Here is a 24,917-nt window from a genome sequence, read left to right on the forward strand (position 1 = left end):
CTCAGCACTTCAGGGTGGCGCGGCGCGACTTCCAGCAGACGATCCGCGCCGTGGCGAGCGGCATGGTCTTCATGACGGGCCAACTGAATGCGAACGCGGGTGATATCGACCGGTAGCTGGTCGGTGTCGGCGATTTCAGCGGCGCGTTCGAGATACTGCCGGGTGCGGAATTCATCGCCTCGCTGTTGTGCGGCTTCGGCGGCCAGCAGATAGTTCACTACCGGTTGATCGGCATGATCGGCGTTACGCGTCATGAGCTTCTCGACCTGGCGATAGTCGCCTTCCGCCAACTTAAGCAGTGCGGCTTTGGTCTGTTTGCGAGCACGGCTGCGTTTACGACCGAGGAACCAGCCGCGCGTGCGTGCGCCGGTACGGAAAACGCGTCGCAGTATCCACTCGACCAGCAGAAAGGCCAGAAGGAACAACACCAGCATGATGACCAGCCCGGTAACGCTGGTTTCCACGTTGTAGTTATCGGTCTGGATCAGCACGTAGCCCTGATGGCCTGCGACCATCGGTCCCGCGACCAGACCGGCGATTAGCACGATAAAAAGCAGAAGTACCTTAAGCATAATCACTCTCCCTGCGGCGCGGCTGACGGTTGCGCCAGCAGGTTACGGACCCGGGTCTGCATCACTTTTTCCAGCAGAGGCTGACTTTGCAGTTCGGTCGGAACATCCATCGAGACCGACTGTTGGCTGAGTGCGTCCAGCTGTTCTAGGAAGGCTTTGGTTGCCGCGTCGTTGTTATCGAAGTAGGCGCGAACCCATACCGCGGCGGTTTCCAGCGACTGTCGATAGGTTTCGTTTTGATGGCGCGGCACCGCCTGAGCGGCGACGAGCAGACGGGCGCGGATATTTTCGCGCAGGTAGATATCCTGGTTTGGCGCCAGCAGCGGTTCGGCGCCGCTGTCGCGACGACGGACGGTGATGAATTCCGACAGGAAATTGTGCCAGCTTTTGCTCAGGTTCTGGCGCCATTCGCTTAGCGAGGCGGATAGGGACGTGTCGTTCTCGTCCATCGGCGCTTCGTCCAGATCGCTGTCCGCCATGCGCAGGTTATCCACTTGATCGGCCAACTGATTTACCTTGAGAATGATGCCGTCGAAATCGACCTGATTGACGCTGGCTAACGTGCTGATGTCATGTGTGATAGCGCGACGGAGGTCGATCAGGCTCGGGTCTTTCATCTCCGCCAGGCTGGCGTCGGCGCTTTTAAGCAGCGTACCTGCGGTAGTGACGTCTTTGTCCGCCCACAGTTTGCGGCCGGCCATTTTCACCAGGAAGTCGGCTTCGGACAGCAGCCAGGTTTTGGCGTCATGATTGGAGAGCGCATCCAGCTTTTCCTGCAGATCGCCCACCTGACTGTTCAACGCCGTGAGACGTTGCTCGCTGGCGTTTTGCGTCTGGCTTTGCTGAGCCAGGGATTGCTGCCAGGAGTGTTGGTTTTGCTGCTGTTGCTGATTGAACCCGTCAAGTTGTTCCTGTAATTGCGCGACGATCGCCGACTGTTTCGACGTCTGCTGATGCGCGTAATAGTAAACGCTGCCGCTCAAGCCGAGTGCGATAACGATGGCTGCGGCACCCAGGAGCACACCGTAACGCTGAGGTGCTGACGGTGTCGGTTCGGGTTGTGTAGTGGACGATTCTGCCCGTTCAACAACTTCTTCGTTCGAGGTTGTGGGGGTAATGCGTTCCGTCATAATGAGACATCCTATGATCAGGTTTGTTGTAGTGCGCGCAGCAGCGCATCGTTATCTGCATTATCGGCGACCGCAATGTCGCGCCAGCCAAAATCATGGGCCAGGGCGGCCAGTCGTTCGCTGACCACCACCATTCGGCGGCTCAGTAGCCACGAAGCCCGATAATAATCAGGAACTAAAGTATAGATCTGTTGCAGCATTTCTCCGCTGGTGACAATCAGCGTATCCACGCCGAGCGTTTGCCAGCGCAGCGTTTGCTCTGTGCCGTCATACTGTACCGGCGTCCGCTGGTAACATTCACAGTAGCTGACCTGCGCGCCGCGCTGGCGCAGCGTATCGGCCAGCAGCTCCCGGCCACCGTTCCCACGCAGAAGCAGCGCCTGCTTGCCTGCAATCTGCTGGAGCGATGGCTCATGCAGCAGTGTTTCGCTGGTGCCGTGACTCTCAGGATAGATGACCGGCCGATGGGTGACGGTATGCAGCGCCAGCCCGGTGGTGCGGCCGACGGCATAGTAGTTCAACGTTGTCGGCCAATGTATACCCGCCAGCGATAACGCCGGCTGAGCAAACTTGACGGCCTGGTTGGAGAGCGCGAACACCAGATCGCCCGGTTGCAATGTATTCAGCATAGCGGGTAACTGGGCCAGTTCGCGACCTATCGTAAATTCAATTAATGGGCAGTGGTAGGCCATGAGTCCGGCCTGGCAGAGACGGGAAACCAGTTGCTCGCCCGCAGGAGAGGGGCGGGTAACTAAAATCGTCATGATGACGAGGTACCGTAAACAGATTGTAGAATCTCTCCGGCGCCGCAGGATAGCAACTCTTCGGCCAGCGCAATGCCGATGCTTTCGGCCTCTGAGCGGGGTCCACGCCGTTCGCGCAGGATGATGCGGCTGCCGTCCGGCGCGCCGACCAAGGCACGCAGCCACAGGCTGTCGCCCTCCAGTTCCGCGTAGCTGCCGATCGGCACCTGGCATCCGCCCTCAAGACGCGTGTTCATGGCGCGCTCCGCCTGCACCCGCGTGGCGGTGTCGTTATGATTCAGCGGGGCCAGCAGGCGTTGCGTTCGGGCGTCGTCCAATCGGCATTCGATCCCGACCGCGCCTTGGCCCACCGCCGGCAGCGAAGTTTCCGGGCTCAACGCACAGCGCACGCGGTCTTCCATACCCAGGCGTTTGAGGCCCGCAACGGCCAAAATGATGGCGTCATATTCGCCATTATCCAGTTTAGACAGCCGGGTGCCGACGTTGCCGCGCAGGTCGCGTACCACCAGATCGGGCCGATTCGCGCGCAGCTGGCACTGTCTGCGCAGGCTGGACGTACCGACGCACGCGCCTTCAGGCAGCGCGTCCAGATTGGGGTAAAGGTTGGAGACGAATGCATCGCGGGGATCGTCGCGTTCGCAGATGGTGACCAGTCCGAGCCCCAGCGGGAAGTCCACCGGCACGTCTTTCATGGAGTGAACGGCGATATCGGCGCGATGTTCAAGCAGAGCCAGCTCTAATTCTTTGACAAATAGCCCTTTTCCACCAACTTTGGCGAGCGGTGTATCCAGCAGAACGTCTCCCCGTGTTACCATCGGCACCAGCTCCACCTGTAAATCCGGGTGACAAGACTGCAACTGTTGTTGTACATAATGGGCCTGCCAAAGTGCGAGCGGGCTTTGTCGGGTGGCAATTCTAAGGATATTGTCTAGCATGCTGGATACCGTTGTTATCGTTTCGTCGCATCGTACCATTGATGCCGCGCCAGTGTCAGTTGCCGGGCCGTGACTAAACCTCAGTTGGTGACGATTGCAATGATAGCAGCCATAAATCATAACTGCTGGCGGGGGGCTGAGTGAGCGACAACAGGAGCAATCCCGCAGTGTAGACCGAAAATTCTGACTTTTTTTACTTTCTTTACGCCTTTTCAGCAAGGTGTTAAATTGATCACGTTTCCAGCAATGAACTGTCCGCCATTCCTCTAAATCATGACTCAGGACAGGTTTGGAAAAACGGCTTTTTTTGGTCACTGGGATAATCAGGCGAAACGTCTTGTACCTCTACATCGAGACACTGAAGCAGAGACTGGACGCGATTAACCAACTGCGAGTTGATCGCGCTCTGGCAGCAATGAGACCGGCTTTCCAGCAGGTTTACAGTCTTTTGCCAGTTTTATTGCATCACCACCATCCCCAGATGCCGGGCTACCTTGAAGGTAAGGTCCCACACGGCATATGCCTCTACACGCCTGATGAAAACCAACAACGCTATTTCGATGATGCCCAACTGATTGGCGGGATGGCGGAGCCGCTGTGCAAGCAGGGCGAATTCCCCATCAACGGCATTTACTCGATGGGCAGCACCTCTTCCATTGGTCAAAGTTGCACTTCCGATCTGGACGTGTGGGTCTGTCATCAATCCTGGCTCGATACCGAAGAGCGTCAGCGCCTACAGCAGAAATGCACGCTGCTTGAACAGTGGGCGGCGGGTCTGGGGGTGGACGTCAGCTTCTTCGTCATGGACGAGAACCGCTTCCGTCATAACGAGAGCGGCAGTCTGGGCGGCGAAGATTGCGGTTCGACCCAGCACATTTTGTTGCTGGATGAGTTTTACCGCACCGCCGTTCGCATGGCGGGCAAGCGCATCTTGTGGAACATGGTGCCGGTGGAAGAAGAGCCGAACTACGATGAATATGTCATCAATCTCTATTCGCAGGGCGCGCTGGCGCCGAATGAGTGGCTCGATCTGGGCGGGCTCAGCACCCTGTCGGCGGAAGAGTATTTCGGCGCCAGCCTGTGGCAGCTCTATAAAAGCATCGACTCTCCATATAAAGCGGTGCTGAAAACGCTGCTGCTGGAAGCCTACTCTTGGGAATATCCCGATACCTGCCTGCTGTCAGCCGAGATCAAAACGCGTTTGCATAAAGGCGAAATCGTGTCGTTCGGGCTGGATCCGTACTGCATGATGCTGGAACGCGTCACCCACTATCTCACCGCCATCGACGATATGCCGCGGCTGGATCTGGCGCGCCGTTGCTTCTATCTCAAAGTTTGCGAAAAACTATCTACCGGCGTTGGCAAAACCGCCTGGCGCGAGCAGATCCTGACACAGCTGGTTGAGCAATGGGGATGGGACGACAAGCGTCTGCAGATGCTGGACAACCGCGCCAACTGGAAAATCGAGCAGGTGCGCGAAGCGCATAACGAACTGCTGGATGCGATGATGCAGAGCTATCGAAATCTGATCCGGTTCGCCCGGCGGAACAACTTGAGCGTCAGCGCCAGCCCTCAGGATATCGGCGTACTGACGCGCAAGTTGTACGCGGCCTTCGAGGCGCTGCCGGGAAAGGTGACGCTGGTGAACCCGCAGATTTCTCCCGATTTGTCCGAGCCGGACCTGACGTTCATTTATGTGCCCGCCGGGCGCGCCAATCGTAGCGGCTGGTATCTGTATAATCAGGCGCCATTGATGGATGCGATTGTCAGCCATCAACCGCTGGAATATAACCGCTATCTGAACAAGCTGGTGGCCTGGGCTTATTTCAACGGTTTGCTGACGTCCGCCACGCAACTGCATATCAAAGGCGGAGATCGCTGCGATTTAGCCAAGCTCAAGGAGCTTGTGTCCGACGTCGCGAGCCACTTCCCGCTCCGCGTCGCGCCGCCCACGCCCAAAGCGCTCTATAGTCCGTGCGAAATTCGTCATCTGGCGATTATCGTCAATTTGGAGCAGGATCCGACAGCGGCCTTCCGCAATCAGGTCGTGCACTTCGACTTCCGTCAACTGGACGTGTTCAGTTTCGGTCAGCAGCAACAGTGTCTGGTCGGCAGCATCGACCTGCTATACCGCAACTCCTGGAATGAGGTCAGAACCCTGCACTTCAGCGGCGAACAGGCGGTATTGGACGCGCTGAAAACCATTCTGGGCAAAATGCATCAGGATGCGGCGTTGCCGGAGTCGCTGGATGTCTTCTGCTACAGCCAACATTTGCGCGGACTAATCCGCACGCGCGTACAGCAACTGGTCTCAGAGTGCATTGAACTACGCCTGTCCAGCACGCGACAGGAGCCGGGCCGCTTTAAAGCGGTGAAGGTGGCAGGACAAACCTGGGGACTGTTCTTCGAACGGCTCAGCGTATCGGTGCAGAAACAGGAAAACGCGGTGGAGTTTTATGGCGCAATTTCCAACAACAAACTGCAAGGGTTGCCTATCCAGGTGGAAACCGCCGCGCAGGTTCACCTGCCGCCGGTGATAGACGGCGTCGCCAGCGAAGGGATCATTCAGTTCTTCTTTGAAAACCGGACGGATAACGAAGGTTTCAATATCTATATTTTGGATGAGACCAACCGGGTAGAAGTGTTTCATCACTGCGAAGGCAGCAAAGAGGAGCTGGTGCGCGATGTCAGTCGTTTCTACTCTTCCTCGCACGATCGTTTCACCTACGGCGCCAGCTCAATCAATTTCAATCTCCCGCAGTTTTACCAGATCGTACTGGTAGACGGTCAAATGAAGGTGATTCCATTCCGTAAAAGCGATCTCTCGCCGATGTGTAAGACCTCGCTTCAGGACGGTTCCCCGCGGTTGAGCCCGCGACAGCTTCAGACGCTGTAGCCCGACAATCAGGGCGAAAGTCAGCCATGGCATTGACGGGTCTCTCCCGGCGAGCCCCCTTTTAGCGATACCCGAGCGACACCTCCCCCGCGCTTAACCTCAGCGAACCCCGTCAGCGAAGTGCCCTCGTGCATCGGTCCGATGAATTGAACTCGCCGTCGTTGATTTTCGATTCCTGTTGATTTTCATGATCCAGCTGCGATTATAGAGAGCATTAGTCTCTGAACGACAGGTTTAACGTTATGAAAACGCTATTTCGCCAGACTGCGCTGGCGCTGGTTACACTCGCGGTGGTCGGTTGTGGTCTGAAAGGGCCGTTGTACTTCCCGCCGGAGCAGAAAAGCCCGACGCCAAGTGAGTCTCAGACACAGAAAAATACGACACCGCAACCATCGGCTAACCGGCCATAACGGCAGACGATCAAACGGGTTTTCCCATCTTTTAACAGGTCACGATAGCGTATTTACCGCGTCCGGTTGAGCCAGCGGAGTCAGGATAATGCAGTTCTCCAAAATGCACGGTTTAGGCAATGACTTTATGGTCGTCGATGCCGTTACGCAAAATGTCTATTTTTCGCCCGAGCTAATCCGCCGTCTGGCGGATCGCCACTGCGGCGTGGGCTTCGACCAGCTGTTGGTCGTTGAGCCGCCGTACGATCCTGAGCTGGATTTTCATTACCGTATCTTCAACGCTGACGGCAGCGAGGTGGCGCAGTGCGGCAACGGTGCCCGCTGCTTCGCCCGTTTCGTGCGGCTGAAGGGGCTTACGAATAAGCGCGATATTCATGTCAGCACCCACAGCGGACGCATGGTGCTGTCGGTCACCGAAGACGAACTGGTGCGGGTCAATATGGGCGAGCCCAACTTTGAACCGCAGCAGATCCCGTTTCGCGCAACTAAAGCCGAGAAAACCTACATCATGCGGGTGGCGGACCACACCGTGCTGTGCGGCGCGGTGTCGATGGGCAACCCGCATTGCGTCGTACAGGTCGATGACGTCGATACGGCGGCGGTTGAAACGTTGGGACCGTTGCTAGAAAGTCATGAACGTTTTCCCGAACGCGCTAACATTGGTTTTATGCAGGTCGTTAATCGCGATTCCGTCCGGCTGCGAGTCTTCGAGCGCGGCGCGGGAGAAACTCAGGCCTGCGGCAGCGGCGCCTGTGGGGCTGTCGCGGTAGGGATACAGCAAGGGCTGCTGTCGGCGGAAGTCAACGTGAAACTGCCGGGCGGCGAGCTGAATATTCATTGGGCGGGGCCGGGAAACCCGTTGTTCATGACCGGTCCGGCCACGCATGTCTATGATGGATTTATTCATTTATGAAACGCGTTGAGGAGCAGCAGGAACAGGTCGATCGCGAGGTTGAGCTGACGGATGACATGGTGCTGCAGTTCCTGCATCAAAACCCCGATTTTTTCATCCGCAATTCTCGCCACGTTGAACAGATGCGCATCCCGCACCCCGTGCGAGAGAGCGTGTCTTTGGTCGAGTGGCAGCTGTCGCGTCAGCGCACCCAGATCCAGCATCTGGAAGAGGACATTACGCTGCTGATGGAGCAGGCTGCGCAGAACGAAGCGCTGTTCAATCAGCTGTTGCAGTTACAGCTGGCTTTGTCGGCGGCGGATTCGCTGCAGGATCTGTTGGACCGTTTGCAGCGCTGGGCGCGCAAACTGGGGCTGTCCGGCGCCACGGTGCGGCTGTTCAGCGACAAATGGCGTATTGGCGCGCCGTCTGATTTCACGCATCTCGCGCTGAATCGCACATTGTTCGAACCCCTGCGCATTCAGCGGCTGGGAAAACGTAATCACTATCTTGGCTCGCTTAACGGACCCGAGCTGCTGCTGCTGCTGCCTCAGGCGCGGCAGGTGGGGTCGGTCGCGATCTCCATGATGGGCGAAAAAGGCGATCTGGGACTGCTGATTTTCAGCAGCCGCGACAGCCATCATTATCAGGAAGGAATGGGGACCGTACTCTTGCAGCATCTGGCGACGATTTTGCCGATGGTCCTGCAACGCTGGATCGAACGGCTATGAACGTCCCCGACTCGCCCTTGCTAACGCAGGCCGACGCCTTTTTACGCTATTTGCGCGTCGAGCGGCAGCTTAGTCCGCTGACGCAAAGCAGCTATGCGCATCAACTTCAGGCGGTGATTACCCTATTATCCGCCTCCGGCATAAGCGACTGGCGTCAGTTGGACGCCGCCGGGGTGCGTGCGGTGGTGGCGCGTAGCAAGCGCGATGGACTGCAGTCCTCCAGTCTGGCGCTGCGTCTCTCCGCGCTGCGCAGCTTTCTGGACTGGCTGGTGGGCTGCGGCGAGTTGAACGCCAATCCTGCCAAAGGGATTGCCACACCCCGCGCCGGGCGCCATCTGCCCAAGAATATGGATGTGGACGAGGTCAACCGGCTGCTGGACATTGACGAGAGCGATCCGCTGACGGTACGCGACCGGACGATGCTGGAAGTGATGTACGGCGCGGGTCTCCGTCTGGCTGAGCTGGTCGGTCTGGACCTTAGACATATCGATCTGGACAGCGGCGAAGTCTGGGTCATGGGGAAAGGCAGTAAAGAGCGTCGTTTGCCTTTGGGTAGAACGGCGGTCGCCTGGCTCCATCGCTGGCTGGCGCTGCGGGAGATCTATGCGCCGGATGACGACGCGGTGTTCGTGTCCAGTCTGGGCAAACGTATCTCCATGCGCAACGTGCAGAAACGCTTCGCCGAGTGGGGCGTGAAACAGGGCGTGAACAGCCATATCAATCCCCATAAGCTCAGGCACTCCTTCGCCACACACTTGTTGGAGTCGAGCGGCGATCTGCGCGCGGTTCAGGAGCTGCTCGGCCACGCCAACCTCACCACGACGCAGATTTATACGCATCTGGATTTTCAGCATCTGGCTTCGGTCTATGATGCGGCGCATCCCCGCGCCAAACGAGGCAAGCCCTGATGCACGTTTATCGTCCGCTCGGCCGAATCGAAGCCATCACCTTCGATCTCGACGACACACTGTACGACAACGGCGAAGTTGTGCGGCGCAGTTCACGCGAAGCGCTGCGGTTCCTGCGCGATCTCCATCCGGGATTGAGTACATTGACCGAAGCGGAGTTCGGCGCGCTGCGTGACGAATTACGCGCGCAGGAGCCGGAGATTTATCACGACATGACCGAGTGGCGTCGCCGCACGGTGGCGCTGGCGCTGCGGCGTCAGGGGATGAGCGAGGCGGAGGCGGATGACGGCGCAGCACAAGCGATGACGCACTTCGCTTATTGGCGCAGCCGCATCAGCATTTCACAGGAAACGCACGATACGCTTGGGGCGCTGGCCCAACGCTGGCCGCTGGCGGCGATCACCAACGGTAATGCCGATCCTCATGCGTGCGGGCTGGGCGAGTACTTCCAGTTTGTGCTCCGCGCCGGTCCGGACGGCCGCGCCAAGCCTTGGCACGACATGTTTCATCAGGCCGCGGAACGTCTCAATTTCCCGTTGCATCACCTGTTGCATGTGGGGGATGATCTCATCACCGACGTGGCCGGCGCCGTGCGCTGCGGGATGCAATCCTGCTGGATAGCACCGGAGGGAACCAACCTGATTCGGTACCGCGAAGCTCGGCTACTACCGCATATTGCAATTGCAAGGTTGGTTTCGCTGACGGCATTGCTATAATTCACGCCTTCCACTGTATGCATAAACAGAGGTGAACTGTCGCCGCGTGGTGACGGGATGCCCTTTTCACGGATAACCGACGCCTATGGACGTATCTGATCTGCTCGACAGCCTGAACGATAAACAACGCGACGCCGTCGCGGCTCCCCGCAGCAACATGCTGGTGCTGGCTGGGGCTGGCAGCGGCAAGACGCGGGTGTTGGTGCATCGTATCGCCTGGCTGATGTCGGTGGAGAACTGCTCCCCGTACTCCATCATGGCGGTGACGTTCACCAATAAAGCCGCCGCAGAGATGCGCCATCGAATCGAACAACTGATCGGCACCAGTCAGGGCGGTATGTGGATCGGCACTTTCCACGGACTGGCGCATCGGCTGTTGCGCGCGCATCATCTCGACGCCGGACTGCCGCAGGACTTTCAGATTCTGGACAGCGAAGACCAGCTCCGTCTGCTCAAGCGTCTGATCAAAGCCCTCAATCTGGATGAGAAACAATGGCCGCCGCGGCAGGCGATGTGGTACATCAACGGCAAAAAAGACGAGGGTCTGCGTCCTCAGCATATCGAGAGCTATGGTAACCCGGTGGAGCAAACCTGGCTGCGCGTGTATCAGGCCTATCAGGAAGCCTGCGATCGCGCCGGACTGGTGGATTTCGCCGAACTGTTGCTGCGCGCCCATGAGCTGTGGCTGAACAAGCCGCACATTCTGCAGCACTACCGGGATCGCTTTAACAACATTCTGGTCGACGAATTCCAGGATACCAACCGCATTCAGTACGCCTGGGTGCGTATGCTGGCGGGCGACAGCGCGCGGGTCATGATTGTGGGTGACGATGACCAGTCCATCTACGGCTGGCGCGGGGCGCAGGTCGAAAATATTCAGCACTTCCTGAACGATTTCCCGCAGGCTTCAACTATCCGTCTGGAGCAGAACTACCGTTCCAGCGCCAATATTCTCAACGCGGCCAATGCCCTGATCGCCCATAACGGCGATCGGCTGGGGAAAAATTTGTGGACCGACGGCGTCGAAGGCGACCCGATTTCCTTGTACTGCGCGTTCAACGAACTGGACGAGGCGCGGTTTGTCGTCAGCCGCATCAAGGCGTGGCAGGAAATGGGGGGCAGCTTGAATGAGTGCGCCATCCTTTACCGTAGCAACGCCCAATCCCGTGTGCTGGAAGAGGCGCTGTTACAGCAAAGTCTTCCCTATCGTATTTACGGCGGAATGCGCTTCTTCGAACGACAGGAAATCAAAGATGCGCTGGCCTATCTGCGGTTGATCGCTAACCGCAACGACGATGCGGCGTATGAACGCGTGGTAAACACCCCGACGCGCGGCATCGGCGACCGGACGCTGGAAGTGGTGCGTCAGGCCGCGCGCGAGCGTCAGCTGACGCTGTGGCAGGCCACGCGTGCGTTGTTGCAGGAGAAGGCGCTGGCCGGACGCGCCGCGGGTGCGTTACAGCGTTTCCTCGAACTGGTGGACGCGTTGGCCAACGATACCGCCGAGCAGCCGCTGCACGTACAAACTGACCGCGTGATTAAAGACTCCGGCCTGTGGAGCATGTACGAGCAGGAAAAAGGCGAGAAGGGTCAGACCCGCATCGAGAACCTTGAGGAACTGGTCACCGCGACGCGCCAGTATAGCTATCAGGAAGAAGATCAGGACCTGATGCCGCTGCAGGCGTTTCTGTCTCATGCGGCGCTGGAAGCGGGGGAAGGGCAAGCGGATGCCTATCAGGATGCGGTCCAGCTGATGACATTGCATTCCGCCAAAGGGCTGGAGTTCCCGCAGGTTTTCATCGTCGGGATGGAAGAAGGCATGTTCCCAAGCCAGATGTCTCTCGAAGAGGGCGGGCGACTGGAGGAAGAGCGCCGACTGGCATACGTTGGGGTGACCCGTGCGATGCGTAAACTGACGATGACCTACGCGGAAACGCGCCGTTTGTACGGCAAAGAAGTTTATCACCGTCCGTCGCGTTTCATTGGCGAACTGCCGCAGGAATGCGTGGAGGAAGTCCGACTGCGCGCCAGCGTGTCGCGGCCCGTTAATCAGCAGCGGCTGGGAACGCCGATATCCGAGAGTGACAGCGGCTACAAACTGGGGCAGCGCGTGCGTCACGCCAAGTTCGGCGAAGGGACCATTGTCAATCTTGAAGGCGGCGGCGACCATTGCCGCGTTCAGGTCGCCTTCGCCGGTCAGGGGATAAAGTGGCTGGTGGCGGCTTACGCAAAGCTGGATATCGTATAAACTGATTACTGAACAGATTGTTGCATTAATGGCCTGCGTGCGTGTTGACAGCCTTTTTCATCTCAGCGTAACATGCGCGCATCATTATTCCCCGGAGGACCCACGCCTTGGACACACCCAGTCGATACTGGCTCACCCACCTATTTCTTAGGTACAACTTCTAAGGCTATCCTCTGTTGCTGATAGCCTTAGTGGTTGTCAGCGATCTCTTCATACATCGCACCGAGTCAGCACCGTCAAACGGTCTGGAATCTGATGGTGATTTTTCACCCTCTTTTCTGTGTTTCAAGCGCGTATTGTCCCTGCCAGAATATCTTTAGGGAGCATGACCTATGCTGAGCGCATTCAAGCTGGAAAACAGCCGTTTAACTCGTCTGGAAATGGAAGAAAGCCAAGATCTCACCTCGTCGGTATGGGTGGACTTGGTCGAACCGGACGTTCACGAGCGGGACCAGGTACAAACCCAATTGGGCCAAACCTTGGCGACTCGACCTGAACTGGAAGACATTGAAGCCTCCGCGCGTTTCTTCGAGGATGAAGACGGCCTGCATATTCACTCCTTCTTCTTTTACGAAGATGCGGAAGATCATGCAGGCAACGCTACCGTGGCATTCACCATCCGAGACGGCCGTTTGTACACTCTGCGCGAACGCGAGCTGCCGGCTTTTCGCCTGTATCGCATGCGCGCTCGTGGACAAACGCTGATTGACGGCAACGCCTATGAGCTATTGCTCGACCTGTTCGAAACCAAAATTGAGCAGTTGGCGGATGAAATCGAAAACATCTACAGCGACCTGGAAGCGCTGAGTCGCGTCATCATGGATGGCCGACAGGGCGATGAGTACGACGACGCGCTGTCGACGCTGGCGGAGCTGGAAGATATCGGCTGGAAGGTGCGTTTGTGTCTGATGGATACTCAGCGTGCGCTGAACTTCCTGGTGCGTAAAGCGCGGCTGCCGAGCGGTCAGCTGGAGCAGGCGCGGGAGATTCTGCGAGATATCGAATCGCTGCTGCCGCATAACGAATCGCTGTTCCAGAAGGTGAACTTTTTGATGCAGGCGGCGATGGGCTTTATCAACATCGAACAGAACCGCATCATTAAAATCTTCTCGGTGGTGTCCGTGGTATTCCTGCCGCCGACGCTGGTGGCTTCCAGCTACGGTATGAACTTCGAGTTCATGCCGGAACTGAAGCTGGCCTTTGGTTATCCGGCGGCGCTGGTACTCATGGTGTTGGCCGGTCTGGCGCCTTACCTGTACTTCAAGCGCCGCAACTGGCTGTAACCGTCGAACCATAGAAAGAACAGGCCTCGTCGCTCGCGACGGGGCCTTTTTTTACGCCGGACGTTTGTGCATCTGCTTTTGCTGCGTGCGCAACGCGTCGCCGATGAAAATCGCCAACGCCAGCCAGATGAAGGCAAAGGTGACCAGCTGGTCTTGAGTGAACGGTTCGCCATAAACCACGACGGCCAGTAAAAACACCAGCGTTGGGCCGATGTACTGGAAAAAGCCCAGCGTAGAAAGACGCAGGCGCACGGCGGCGGCGGTGAAGAACAGTAGCGGGACGGTGGTGACGATACCGGCAGCAAGCAGCAGCAGATCCAACGACAGCGAGTTTTGCGTTAAATGGCTGGTCGGCGTGTCGGCGAAGCCAAACAAATACACCAACGCGACGGGCAGCAGCCACAGGGTTTCGACGAGCATGCCCGTTTGCGCATCAACACCGATTTTTTTGCGCAACAGGCCGTAAATAGAAAAGCTAAAGGCCAGCCACAGCGCGAGAGACGGCAGGGAGCCGAATTTCCATAGCTGCACCAGTACGCCACACACAGCCAGCGCAACGGCGAGCCACTGCGTTGGTCGGAACCTTTCGCCTAAAAACAGAAGCCCGAGTAGCACGCTGACCAGTGGGTTTATGAAGTAACCCAGGCTGGCTTCCAGCATGTGGTGGTGGTTCACGGCCCAGATATAGGTGAGCCAGTTACTACCAATGAATAGGGCGCTCACTGCCAGCATGAGCAACCGTTTCGGCTGTTGCAGTAGGCAAATAGCCTGCTTCCATTGGCGACTTACGCTGAGCAGGATTAGGATAAAAAAGAACGACCAAATCACGCGGTGAGAAACAATTTCAGTGGCAGGAACCTGTTCGATAAGTTTGAAATAGGCCGGGGCAATACCCCAGATGATGTAAGCGCCAAGAGCGAACAGGATTCCCTGGCGAGTGTGCTGCGTTTTCATTGTCAGAGCTCAGTGTAAACAGGGGGAAACGGCTATTTTACTTGAAATAAAGCTCGTCAACACCTGTATGTTAGCGTGATTACGGCGGCGATACCGGTCTTTCCCAGCACGAGATACGGTGTTGTCCGGCAGGGGAGGGCCGACGCCGGGCCAGCGCAATGCCTCGAGAATAAGGTCGTCGAGTGGGAAACGGGTGCCGCCTCCATACAGAAAATACCGATTCGTGGCTGTCTATAACGTAACCGGTTATTTTCTGTGTACAATGCCAGCGGCAAATCAAAAATAACCTTACGGTCAGTTGGAGAAATACGTGCATGCGTAAAATTTGGGGTGGTGTGCTGGCGTTGTTGTTGACGGCGCAAGTCCAGGCGCAGGAAGCCACAGTGCAGGAAATTCATGATAAACCGGCGGTCCGCGGCAGCATCATCGCCAGCCTGCTGCAAAAGCATGACAGTCCGTTCATTCTTTACCCTTACGAAAATAACTACCTGCTGTACACCTATACCAGCAACATCAACCGAGAAGCGATTCAGAGCTATAACTGGGGAAATAACGCTCGCAAAGACGAGGTTAACTTCCAGATCAGTTTAGGTTTTCCGCTATGGCGCGGTATTTTGGGCGACAATTCGCTGCTTGGCGCGTCCTATACCCAAGGCTCATGGTGGCAGCTTTCCAATAAAAGCGAATCGTCCCCCTTCCGTGAAACCAACTATGAGCCGCAGATCTTCCTGGGCTGGTCGACGGACTACAGTCTGGCGGGCTGGACCTTACGTGATGTGGAAGTGGGCTTTAACCATCAGTCCAATGGTCGCTCCGAACCCACGTCGCGTAGCTGGAACCGCGCTTATGCGCGTCTGATGGCGCAAAACGGCAACTGGCAGGTGGAGCTGAAACCTTGGCTGCGTCTCTCCGACGACAAAGACGACAACCCGGATATCACCCGCTATATGGGTCATTACCGTGTCCGTGTCGGCTACCTGTGGGGCGACAGCATTTTCAGCGCGGAAGGGCGCTACAACTGGAACAGCGGTTACGGCGGCGGCGAAGTCAGCTGGAGCTACCCGTTGACCGAACATGTGCGCTTCTACACCAAAGTCTTCAGCGGCTACGGCGAATCGCTGATCGACTACAACCATCGTCAGACGCGTGTCGGCGTCGGCGTGACGCTGAACGATATGTTCTGAGACCGCGTTGGGGCGGGATTGTCGAGGGTGGTAAGTAAAAGCCTGCATACAAACGTTGCAGTTTTATCAAACGGCGCTGAAAATAGCGCCTGTTTGTTTTTATAAAAGCGGTGAAGGCGTGTCTACGGCAGAAGTATTGAATAAAGAAGCGCTGGCGACGCAGGTGTTGCGCGAAACCTTCGGGTATCAGCAGTTTAGGCCCGGCCAGCAAGCGATTATCAACGCTGCCCTCAACGGGCAGGACTGCCTGGCGATCATGCCCACGGGTGGCGGTAAATCCCTGTGTTATCAAATTCCTGCTCTTGTCATGGAAGGGCTGACGCTGGTGGTGTCTCCGCTGATTTCCCTGATGAAAGACCAGGTGGATCAGCTTCAGGCCTACGGCGTTTCCGCCGCCTGTCTTAACTCCACGCAAACGCGCGAGCAGCAGCATCAGGTGATGACCGGCTGCCGCAATGGCGACGTCAAACTGTTGTATATCGCCCCTGAGCGCCTGACTTCTGACAGTTTTCTCGACCATCTGTCTCACTGGCGGCTGGCGATGATTGCCGTCGACGAAGCGCACTGTATTTCCCAATGGGGACATGATTTCCGGCCGGAGTACCGGGCGCTGGGGCAGGTGAAGCAGCGTTTCCCCGGCCTGTCGGTGGTGGCGCTGACCGCCACGGCGGACGACACCACGCGTCAGGACATCGTCCGTCTGCTGGATTTACACGATCCTCTGATCCACATCAGTAGCTTCGACCGCCCTAACATCCGCTATACGTTGGTGGAGAAATTCAAACCGCTCGATCAGCTATGGATGTTCGTGCAGGGCCAACGCGGTAAATGTGGCATCGTTTACTGCAACAGCCGTGCAAAGGTCGAAGACCTGTGCGCTCGCCTGCAAAATCGCGGTTTGAGCGTAGGGGCCTACCATGCAGGTCTGGAGAACGATCGCCGGGCTCAGGTGCAGGAAGCGTTTCTGCGCGACGACCTGCAGGTTGTGGTAGCCACGGTGGCGTTCGGAATGGGGATCAACAAACCTAACGTCCGCTTCGTGGTGCATTTCGATATTCCACGTAACATCGAATCGTATTATCAAGAGACTGGCCGCGCCGGACGCGATGGCCTGCCTGCGGAAGCGGCGCTGTTTTACGATCCGGCGGATATGGCTTGGCTGCGCCGCTGTCTGGAAGAAAAACCCGCGGGTCCGCAGCTGGATATCGAGCGCCACAAACTCAACGCCATGGGCGCGTTTGCGGAAGCGCAAACCTGTCGACGGCTGGTGCTGCTTAACTATTTTGGCGAAGGGCGCCAGCAGTCGTGCGGCAACTGCGATGTCTGTCTGGACCCGCCGAAAAGCTACGACGGACTGGTCGATGCGCAGAAAGCCTTATCCTGCGTGTACCGCGTCGGCCAGCGTTTCGGCATTGGCTACATCGCGGAAGTGCTGCGCGGCGCCAATAATCAGCGTATCCGCGAGTTCGGCCACGACAAGCTGCCGGTTTACGGCCTTGGCAAAGAGAAAACGCAGGAGCAGTGGGTCAGCGTGCTGCGGCAGCTGATCCACCTAGGGCTGCTGATGCAGAACGTGGTGCAGCATTCCGCGCTGCAACTGACCGAAGCGGCCAGACCGGTGTTGCGCGGCGACGTCCCGCTGCAACTCGCCGTACCGCGGTTGATCAACCTGAAACCCCGCGTCAGTCAGAAATCGTACGGCGGTAACTATGACCGCAAACTGTTCGCCAAACTGCGCAAGCTGCGTAAATCCATCGCCGATGAAAACAACATCCCTCCGTACGTGGTCTTCAGCGACGCGACGCTGCTGGAAATGGCGGAAATTCTGCCGGTCACGGCCAGCGAACTGCTGAACGTCAACGGCGTAGGTCAACGCAAACTCGAGCGTTTCGGCGTGCCGTTCATGACACTTATCCGCGAACATCTGGAAAACGACGATTAGGTGGCGCCAGCCTCGCAGGGGTCAGGCGCCTCAACGATAACAATGGGAGCTTCATCATGATTATGTTGTTTTTGACTGTGGCTCTGGTGCATTTCATCGCCCTGATGAGCCCAGGACCGGACTTTTTCTTTGTGTCGCAGATTGCGGCCAGCCGTTCGCGCCGTGAAGCGATGATGGGCGTATTAGGCATCACGCTGGGCGTCGTCGTCTGGGCGGCGATCGCCTTGATGGGTTTGCATCTGTTGCTGATGCAGATGGCGTGGCTACACCGCATCATCACCGTTGGCGGCGGTCTTTACCTGTGCTGGATGGGATGGCAGTTGTTGCGATCCGCGCGCCAGAAAGCGCGACAGTCCGAGGTCGCTGAGGTCAGCGTGGATTTACCTCAGCGCGGCAAATTCTTTATCCGTGGTTTCGTCACCAACTTATCCAATCCCAAAGCGTTAATTTACTTCGGCAGCGTTTTCTCTCTGTTTGTTGGCGATAGCGTGGGCGCCAGTGCGCGCTGGGGACTGTTTGCTTTAATCTCGGTAGAAACGATGGCGTGGTTCACGCTGGTTGCGATGGTGTTTGCGCTGCCGGCCATGCGTCGCGGTTATCAGCGTTTAGCGAAATGGGTGGACGGCGTGGCGGGTATCCTCTTCGCGGGATTTGGTATCCATCTTATCGTCTCGCGCTAAACGCGAAGTCATGGCGAGCGTATCGCCATGACCTTTGGCTCGACTTGGCATTATGCTCGACGGGCGGAGGCCAGCAGCGTTCCCACCATAATAAACATCGAACCGAAAACTCTGTTCAGATGCTTTACCTGACGCGGCCCCTTCAGCCATTTGGCGATCCGCGTTGCCAGGGTGGCATAACCCATCATCACGACGATATCCACGGCGATGGTGGTGACGCCCAGTACCCAATATTGCATGGCCTGAGGCTGATGCGGGATGATGAATTGCGGGAACAGCGCGGCCAGAAACACGATGCTTTTCGGGTTGGTCAAATTGACCATCACGGCCCGTTTAAACAGCCTGCGCCGCGGCATAGTTTTTGCCAGCATGTTCAAATCCAGACCGCCTGCGCTACGCCATTGCTGAATGCCAAGCCAAATCAGATAGCCCGCCCCGACCCATTTGAGCACGTCAAACGCTAGCACGGACTGAGACAGCAGCGCACCGAGGCCGATGCCCACCAGCGCAATATGGCAGATCAATCCGACCTGTAGACCGGCAATCGAGGCAAAGGCTCCGCGATAACCGTGACTGATGCCGGTGCTCATCGTGTTGATGGCGCCGGAACCCGGCGAAAGGCTTAGAATCAATGTGGTCACGAGATAGGTCAACCACCACTCGATGGTCATGCGTCTGTGCTCCCTGAATGTCGCTTTTTATGCCACAATACGCCAACGCCGATTTTTGCGCCAGAGCTCACAAAACCAGGTTTAGCCGTCATGAACAACTGCGAGAATGTGTGATGACTCAGTACCCTGAGTGTCTACTAAACCGAGAGGCGCAGTACGCTGCGTTTTCCAACGGACCTTTGCTGGACTTCTGGCGGCGGCGGGACGAAGGCGAGTTCCTCGGCGTCGATCGCGTCCCCATCCGCTTTGCCCGCTTTACCTCTCCGCGTCATCATCAGGTGGTGATGCTGCTCACCGGCCGCACCGACAGCTACGTCAAATATTCCGAGGTCGCCTACGACCTGTTCCACAAGGGTTATGACGTGCTGATGATGGATCACCGCGGGCAGGGGCGTTCGGGACGTTTGCTAACAGATACTCATCGCGGTCACGTCGAGAATTTCAGCGACTATGTGGATGACGTGGCGCAGTTCTGGCAGCTGCAGCTGGCGAAAAGTGGCTATCAACGACGCTTTGCGTTGGCGCACTCGATGGGCGGTGTGATTTTGGCCGATTTCCTGGTCCGCGAGCCTGAGTCGTTCGATGCCGCCGCGCTCTGCGCCCCCATGTGCGACATCCATCTGCCCATGCCGGAGTGGCTGGCCTGGCGCATTCTGGATCGCACCGAACGTTACCCGAAGCTGCGTGACTACTATGCCATTGGCGCCAGCCAGTGGCAGCCATTGCCTTATGTCCTCAACGTGCTGACCCATAGCCGTGCCCGGCATCTGCGCAGCGTGCGCATCTATGCCGACGACCCGTCCCTGCGGATCGGCGGTCCGACCTATCACTGGGTACGAGAAGCGTTGTTGGCGGGAAGGGATTTGATGTCGAGAGCTGCGAAGATGACGGTGCCGCTGCTCGTGCTACAGGCGGAAGACGACCGGGTGGTGGATAACCGCGGGCAGGATGCATTCTGCAAAGCGATGGCGGCGGCGGGTCATCCGGTAGCCGGAGGGAAGCCGCAGGTGATACACGGCGCCCGACATGACATGCTGTTTGAAGAAGATACGGTGCGTGCCGACGTTTTTCGCCGGATTCTGCACCATTTTGCGCAATATCATTAAATTCTGCGGCCCGGCCGCGTTTAACCTGCGGAGGTTAGATTCCAACGTATGTACCCAATTGTTGCTTCCGATTTGGATGGCACGCTGCTGTCCCCCGCCCATATGCTTACCCCCTATGCCAGAGAAACGTTGCAACTGTTGACGGAGCAGGGCATTCATTTTGTCTTCGCCACCGGACGGCATCATAAGGATGTCGCGCAGATCCGCGACAGGCTGGGGATCAGCGCGTACATGATCACCTCGAACGGCGCCCGCGTGCACAACACCGACGGAGAACTGCTGGTCAGCCACAATCTGGATAGCGATATCGCGCGCGACCTGTTCGGCATCATGTATCACCGTGAGGATATCCTCACGCATATCTATCGGGGCGATGACTGGTTCATGAGCCGTTCCCGACCGGAGGAAGAGCAGTTCTTCCAGGAGTCCGTTTTCAAATACCAACTGTTTGATCCGACGGCGCTGGACACCGACGATGTGGGAAAAGTCTTTTTCACCTGCGACGATCACGACCGCCTGCTGCCGTTGGAAGAGGCGCTCAATGCTCGCTGGGGCGACCGCGTCAACGTGAGCTTTTCCTCGGTAAATTGCCTGGAAGTGATGGCGGGCGGCGTATCGAAGGGACACGCGCTGGAGCAGGTGGCGAAACGCATGGGGCATGGCGTGAAGGATTGCATCGCGTTTGGCGACGGCATGAACGATCTGGAAATGCTCTCAATGGCGGGAAAAGGTTGCATCATGCGGCCGCCCACCAGCGTTTAAAAGACCGTTTGCCTGAGCTGGAAGTGATCGGCACTAATGCGGATGACGCGGTGCCGAACTACCTGCGCAAATTGTATGCTCCGCTGATCGAACGCTAATGCATCGGTGATGTGCCAGGAATAGGTCGAGATGTGAGAAGTGTAAGCAGAGTGACAAGGCCAAAAAAAACGCTTTACAGGTGCGAATGATAATGATTATTATTGCCATGCGTTCCGGGAAAGTCTCTCTGTCTCGATCTCGATGATTCAGCGAGGTTTTGCTGTGAAAGCACGACATTGCTCACATTGCTTCCAGTATTTATTTAGCCAGCTCGGGTGCTGGCTTTTTTTTGTCTGTATGATTTTAAGAAACTGGTTTCCAAATATACCGCTATTTTTTTGAAGGGTACGGTGAGTTTTTTACGCTATCTTCCCGACGCGCTGTCGCTAGACTGTTCAAAACGACGGAGGAAGCCACAATGATCTATTTACGTCAGGCGCAGCAGCGCGGACATGCCAACCACGGTTGGCTCGACAGCTGGCATACATTTTCATTTGCCGATTACCACGATCCCGACTTCATGGGATTTTCCGCCCTGCGGGTGATCAATGAAGATCGTATCGAAGGCGGGCAGGGCTTCGGCATGCACCCGCACCGGGATATGGAAATTCTGACCTATGTGTTGTCCGGCACCATTGAACATCAGGACAGCATGGGGAATCACGAGCGGATCCCGGCCGGAGAGTTCCAGATCATGAGCGCGGGCACGGGTGTTCGCCATTCGGAATACAACGCCAGCCCGGATGCGTTGCTGCATCTGTATCAGATCTGGATTATTCCAGACCGTAAAGGCCTGACGCCGCGCTATGAGCAGCGTCGCTTTGACGACAAGCAGGGCAAACAGCGGGTATTGTCGCCGGAAGGGCGCGATGGTTCTCTCAAGGTCTTTCAGGACATGTCGCTGTGGCGCTGGGCGTTGAAGGCGCAGGAACAGGCGGTGCATGACATCGAAACCGGCCGCCGTGTCTGGATCCAGGTCGTGCGCGGCACGGTCTCGGTGAACGGACAGTCGGCGAGCACCAGCGATGCGTTGGCGTTGTGGGACGAAAGCACGCTCTCGATCAGCGCGGATGAAGACAGTGAAATCCTGCTGTTTGATTTGCCGCCGGTGTAAGGGCGCGGTGAAGCGCATCACGGCGTGATGCGCCGAACGCCCTGCCACGCACCGGGCCAAGCCGGGAGTTCGGCACTTTCCCAGGAGCCGAGCCTTTTTGGCGCGCCATCTTGTTCCGCGTGATAGTGCGAAGCTGCTCCTGGACGTGACTAAAGTCGCCGTCATCCGGCATCGAATCGATACTCGCCCCCCGGTTTTTTGCTAGACTCCGACTACTTTTCCCGAGTTGGGTAGCCACGGATGATTAAGAAGAAAAGACCGGCTCTTCAGGATGTCGCCGATCGCGTCGGCGTCACAAAAATGACGGTTAGCCGCTATCTGCGCAATCCTTCCCAAGTGTCTGCCGCGTTGCAAAAGAAAATCGCCGCCGTGGTGGATGAACTGGGATACATTCCCAATCGCACGCCTCACATTCTGGCCAACGCTACCAGCCGAGCCATCGGCGTCCTGCTACCTTCGCTGACGAATCAGGTCTTTGCCGAAGTGCTGCGCGGCATTGAACGGGTGACGGAGGCTCAAGGTTATCAAACCATGCTGGCGCACTATGGCTATCATCCTGAAAAGGAAGAGCAGCGCTTGATGTCGCTGCTGTCTTACAACATCGACGGCTTGATACTGGCGGAACGCACCCATACGGCTCGCACCCGGCAAATGATTCACGTTTCCGGGATCCCTGTCGTGGAACTGATGGATTCTGTTTCCCCCTGCCTGGATATGGCGGTGGGTTTTGACAACGTCGAGGCCTCACGACAGATGACGCGGCACATCATTGGGCGGGGACGTCGACATGTGGTGTATCTGGGCGCTCGACTGGATGAACGTACCCTCATGAAACGGCAGGGCTATGAACTGGCGATGCAGGAGGCTGGTTTGAACGCACACAGCGTGATGAGCGAAAGCGCCTCGTCATATACGTTAGGCGGCGAACTGCTGCGGCGGGCGCAGAGGGAGTGCCCGGACATCGACAGTGTGTTCTGCACCAACGACGACCTGGCGATTGGCGCGATTTTTGAGTGCCAGCGCCAGGGACTCAGCATTCCCCGGCAGATGGGGGTTGTCGGCTTCCACGGTCACAACATCGGCCAGGCGATGGTTCCCCGTTTGACGAGCGTCCTGACCCCGCGAGAGCGCATCGGCGAAGTAGGCGCCAAAATGCTGCTGGCGCGTCTAAACGGAGAGCCGGTGACGTCGGCCCTGCACGACGAAGGTTTCGCGCTGCTGCCCGGCGACAGTTTGTAAGTCAATCACTCGCGGCGCCTTATCTCAGCGGGCGCCAGTAAGCAATGTCTCCCTCCTCATGTCACATCGGCTCGTTCCCTACAGGCTCATTTGACGACGGCTGCGTTGGCTTCTGACTCGCTTTTGTTGAAAATTTCATCATCGCCAAAAGCGCCCCTCTCTCCTGGCAATATTTGATCTTTATCCCAAACTGTAAATTAAGTGCTACAGGCTAGTTCCAGTTCTTAACATGTTACCGGTATCATGATACCGGTAACATTACGGGTATCGCCCGTTTCCCTGATGGTGCGTCACCCATCGCTTCTCATGTTTTCATCGCTGCTGCCGTACTCGGCCATTGATGGGCCGTAGCAGGATCACCTTCGCCTTCGTTCTCCGGTGGTTTCCGGGAGCGATGAGGCTTTGCCGGAGAAAGGTTATGCCATTAGTCATCGTTGCTGTCGGTGTCGCCATACTGCTGTTGTTAATGATTCGATGTAAGTTGAATGGATTTATCGCGCTGGTGTTGGTGGCCCTGGCCGTCGGGATCTTGCAGGGCATGCCGGTCGATAAAGTTATCGCGTCCATCAAAAACGGGGTCGGCGGGACGTTGGGCAGTCTGGCGCTGGTCATGGGTTTCGGCGCGATGCTGGGAAAAATGCTGGCGGACTGCGGGGGCGCGCAGCGGATCGCCACCACGCTGATTGACTGGTTCGGCCACAAAAATATCCAGTGGGCTATCATGCTGACCGGTTTTACCGTCGGCTTCGCTTTGTTCTATGAGGTCGGTTTTGTTCTGTTGCTGCCGCTCATCTTCAGCATTGTCGCCTCCGCGCGTATTCCTTTGCTGTATGCCGGCGTGCCGATGGCCGCAGCGCTATCCGTCACTCACGGATTTTTACCGCCGCATCCGGCTCCGACGGCTATCGCCGCCATTTTTCATGCCGATATGGGCAAAACGCTGCTGTACGGTACGCTGCTCGGGATCCCCACCGCCATACTGGCCGGTCCGGTATTCGCACGTTTCCTGAAAAAAATCGATAAGCCGGTACCCGAAGGGCTGTACAACCCTAAGCAATTTTCCGAAGAGGAAATGCCGAGTTTCGGCGTCAGCGTCGGTACGGCGCTGGTGCCGGTAATGTTGATGGCGGTGAGGGCCGTTGCTGAAATGGTGTTGCCGCACGGGCACGCGCTGCTGCCTTACGCGGAGTTCTTCGGCGATCCGGTGATGGCGACGATGATCTCGGTGCTGATCGCAATCTTCACCTTCGGCCTCAACCGCGGACGCACGATGGATGAAGTGATGGCGACCGTCTCCGACTCCATCAAAATCATCGCCATGATGCTATTGATTCTGGGCGGCGGCGGCGCTTTCAAGCAGGTGCTGGTCGACAGCGGGGTGGATAAATACATCGCCCACATGATGGAGGGCAGCAGCCTTTCGCCACTGTTCCTGGCCTGGTTGATTGCCGCGACGCTGCGCATTGCGCTCGGCTCGGCGACAGTGGCCGCCATGACGGCGGGCGGCATCGCCGCGCCGCTGATCGCCACGACCGGCGTCAGTCCAGAACTGATGGTGATAGCCGTAGGGTCCGGCAGCGTGATTTTCTCTCACGTCAACGATCCCGGTTTTTGGCTATTCAAAGAGTATTTCAATCTGACTATCGGCGAGACGCTGAAATCCTGGTCGGCGTTGGAAACGATCATCGCGGTCTGCGGGTTGCTCGGCTGTCTGCTGATGAGCCTGGTGGTCTGACGTAGG

Annotated in this window: 22 protein-coding genes and 1 pseudogene; 17 read left to right on the forward strand and 6 right to left on the reverse strand. The window is 57.3% G+C overall.

Annotation, left to right across the window (positions count from 1 at the left end):
• The 4 genes from AU511_RS12740 to hemC form a co-directional block, all read right to left on the reverse strand.
• Nucleotides 1–572 (reverse strand): heme biosynthesis HemY N-terminal domain-containing protein (locus AU511_RS12740; protein WP_276207166.1); only part of this gene is annotated, 572 nt, incomplete at its 3' end.
• Nucleotides 573–574: 2 nt separating this feature from the next.
• The gene (hemX, locus tag AU511_RS12745; protein WP_094109915.1) at nucleotides 575–1,702 is read right to left on the reverse strand and encodes a uroporphyrinogen-III C-methyltransferase; all 1,128 of its coding nucleotides are present in this window, start codon (nucleotides 1,700–1,702) and stop codon (nucleotides 575–577) included.
• 17 nt (nucleotides 1,703–1,719) lie between these two features.
• Nucleotides 1,720–2,466, reverse strand: coding sequence for a uroporphyrinogen-III synthase (hemD, locus tag AU511_RS12750; protein WP_094109916.1), 747 nt, complete (start codon nucleotides 2,464–2,466; stop codon nucleotides 1,720–1,722).
• Nucleotides 2,463–3,401 carry a hydroxymethylbilane synthase gene (gene hemC, locus AU511_RS12755; protein ID WP_094109917.1) on the reverse strand — a complete coding sequence of 313 codons (939 nt, stop codon included), beginning with the start codon at nucleotides 3,399–3,401 and terminating at the stop codon, nucleotides 2,463–2,465. The genes hemD and hemC overlap by 4 nt, the downstream gene beginning before the upstream one ends.
• A gap of 337 nt (nucleotides 3,402–3,738) precedes the next feature.
• On the opposite strand from hemC, the gene AU511_RS12760 reads away from it, so the two are divergent.
• From AU511_RS12760 to corA, 9 genes are all read left to right on the forward strand, one after another.
• A complete protein-coding gene (locus AU511_RS12760) occupies nucleotides 3,739–6,297 on the forward strand; it encodes a class I adenylate cyclase (RefSeq protein WP_094109918.1) in 2,559 nt (852 codons plus the stop codon).
• A gap of 242 nt (nucleotides 6,298–6,539) precedes the next feature.
• Entirely contained in the window at nucleotides 6,540–6,707 is a 168-nt protein-coding gene (gene lptM / locus AU511_RS12765) for an LPS translocon maturation chaperone LptM (RefSeq protein ID WP_094109919.1), read from the forward strand.
• A gap of 88 nt (nucleotides 6,708–6,795) precedes the next feature.
• A complete protein-coding gene (gene dapF / locus AU511_RS12770; RefSeq protein ID WP_094101773.1) occupies nucleotides 6,796–7,620 on the forward strand; it encodes a diaminopimelate epimerase in 825 nt (274 codons plus the stop codon).
• On the forward strand, nucleotides 7,617–8,330 hold the full coding sequence (locus AU511_RS12775) for a DUF484 domain-containing protein (RefSeq protein WP_094109920.1): 714 nt from the start codon (nucleotides 7,617–7,619) through the stop codon (nucleotides 8,328–8,330). Before dapF ends, AU511_RS12775 begins: the two co-directional genes overlap by 4 nt.
• A complete protein-coding gene (gene xerC / locus AU511_RS12780) occupies nucleotides 8,327–9,238 on the forward strand; it encodes a tyrosine recombinase XerC (protein WP_094109921.1) in 912 nt (303 codons plus the stop codon). Before AU511_RS12775 ends, xerC begins: the two co-directional genes overlap by 4 nt.
• On the forward strand, nucleotides 9,238–9,954 hold the full coding sequence (gene yigB / locus AU511_RS12785) for a 5-amino-6-(5-phospho-D-ribitylamino)uracil phosphatase YigB (protein ID WP_094101776.1): 717 nt from the start codon (nucleotides 9,238–9,240) through the stop codon (nucleotides 9,952–9,954). The genes xerC and yigB overlap by 1 nt, the downstream gene beginning before the upstream one ends.
• Nucleotides 9,955–10,039: 85 nt before the next feature.
• A complete protein-coding gene (gene uvrD, locus AU511_RS12790; RefSeq protein WP_094101777.1) occupies nucleotides 10,040–12,202 on the forward strand; it encodes a DNA helicase II in 2,163 nt (720 codons plus the stop codon).
• 107 nt (nucleotides 12,203–12,309) lie between these two features.
• Nucleotides 12,310–12,366 (forward strand): YsgD/CorL family protein, encoded by a 57-nt coding sequence (gene ysgD / locus AU511_RS18015; protein ID WP_368073413.1) that lies wholly within the window; start codon nucleotides 12,310–12,312, stop codon nucleotides 12,364–12,366.
• A gap of 168 nt (nucleotides 12,367–12,534) precedes the next feature.
• Nucleotides 12,535–13,485, forward strand: a complete 951-nt coding sequence (gene corA / locus AU511_RS12795) for a magnesium/cobalt transporter CorA (protein ID WP_094101778.1) — start codon at nucleotides 12,535–12,537, stop codon at nucleotides 13,483–13,485.
• Between the two features lie 51 nt (nucleotides 13,486–13,536).
• Here corA and rarD read toward each other — a convergent pair whose 3' ends face one another.
• Nucleotides 13,537–14,439: an EamA family transporter RarD gene (gene rarD, locus AU511_RS12800; protein WP_094101779.1), complete on the reverse strand. Its 903-nt coding sequence runs from the start codon at nucleotides 14,437–14,439 to the stop codon at nucleotides 13,537–13,539.
• Between the two features lie 314 nt (nucleotides 14,440–14,753).
• Here rarD and pldA point away from each other — a divergent pair, with 314 nt between their 5' ends.
• From pldA to rhtC, 3 genes are all read left to right on the forward strand, one after another.
• Complete coding sequence (gene pldA / locus AU511_RS12805) at nucleotides 14,754–15,623, forward strand: phospholipase A (protein WP_094101780.1); 870 nt, start codon at nucleotides 14,754–14,756, stop codon at nucleotides 15,621–15,623.
• 118 nt (nucleotides 15,624–15,741) lie between these two features.
• On the forward strand, nucleotides 15,742–17,565 hold the full coding sequence (gene recQ / locus AU511_RS12810) for an ATP-dependent DNA helicase RecQ (RefSeq protein WP_094109926.1): 1,824 nt from the start codon (nucleotides 15,742–15,744) through the stop codon (nucleotides 17,563–17,565).
• A 56-nt stretch (nucleotides 17,566–17,621) separates the two neighbouring features.
• Nucleotides 17,622–18,245: a threonine export protein RhtC gene (gene rhtC / locus AU511_RS12815; RefSeq protein ID WP_094109922.1), complete on the forward strand. Its 624-nt coding sequence runs from the start codon at nucleotides 17,622–17,624 to the stop codon at nucleotides 18,243–18,245.
• 50 nt (nucleotides 18,246–18,295) lie between these two features.
• Here the strand turns inward: rhtC and rhtB are convergent, their stop codons facing one another.
• On the reverse strand, nucleotides 18,296–18,916 hold the full coding sequence (rhtB, locus tag AU511_RS12820; protein ID WP_094101782.1) for a homoserine/homoserine lactone efflux protein: 621 nt from the start codon (nucleotides 18,914–18,916) through the stop codon (nucleotides 18,296–18,298).
• Nucleotides 18,917–19,029: 113 nt separating this feature from the next.
• On the opposite strand from rhtB, the gene pldB reads away from it, so the two are divergent.
• From pldB to gntT, 5 genes and pseudogenes are all read left to right on the forward strand, one after another.
• Complete coding sequence (pldB, locus tag AU511_RS12825) at nucleotides 19,030–20,022, forward strand: lysophospholipase L2 (RefSeq protein ID WP_094101783.1); 993 nt, start codon at nucleotides 19,030–19,032, stop codon at nucleotides 20,020–20,022.
• Nucleotides 20,023–20,070: 48 nt separating this feature from the next.
• Nucleotides 20,071–20,882: pseudogene (gene yigL, locus AU511_RS12830) on the forward strand (sugar/pyridoxal phosphate phosphatase YigL).
• 359 nt (nucleotides 20,883–21,241) lie between these two features.
• Complete coding sequence (locus AU511_RS12835; protein ID WP_094101785.1) at nucleotides 21,242–21,937, forward strand: pirin family protein; 696 nt, start codon at nucleotides 21,242–21,244, stop codon at nucleotides 21,935–21,937.
• A gap of 243 nt (nucleotides 21,938–22,180) precedes the next feature.
• Entirely contained in the window at nucleotides 22,181–23,176 is a 996-nt protein-coding gene (gntR, locus tag AU511_RS12840) for a gluconate operon transcriptional repressor GntR (RefSeq protein ID WP_094101788.1), read from the forward strand.
• 418 nt (nucleotides 23,177–23,594) lie between these two features.
• Nucleotides 23,595–24,911, forward strand: coding sequence for a gluconate transporter (gene gntT, locus AU511_RS12845; protein WP_094101786.1), 1,317 nt, complete (start codon nucleotides 23,595–23,597; stop codon nucleotides 24,909–24,911).
• Nucleotides 24,912–24,917: the final 6 nt, after the last annotated feature.

It is taken from the genome of Lonsdalea iberica (assembly GCF_002111585.1).
GTDB classification, from domain to species: domain Bacteria; phylum Pseudomonadota; class Gammaproteobacteria; order Enterobacterales; family Enterobacteriaceae; genus Lonsdalea; species Lonsdalea iberica.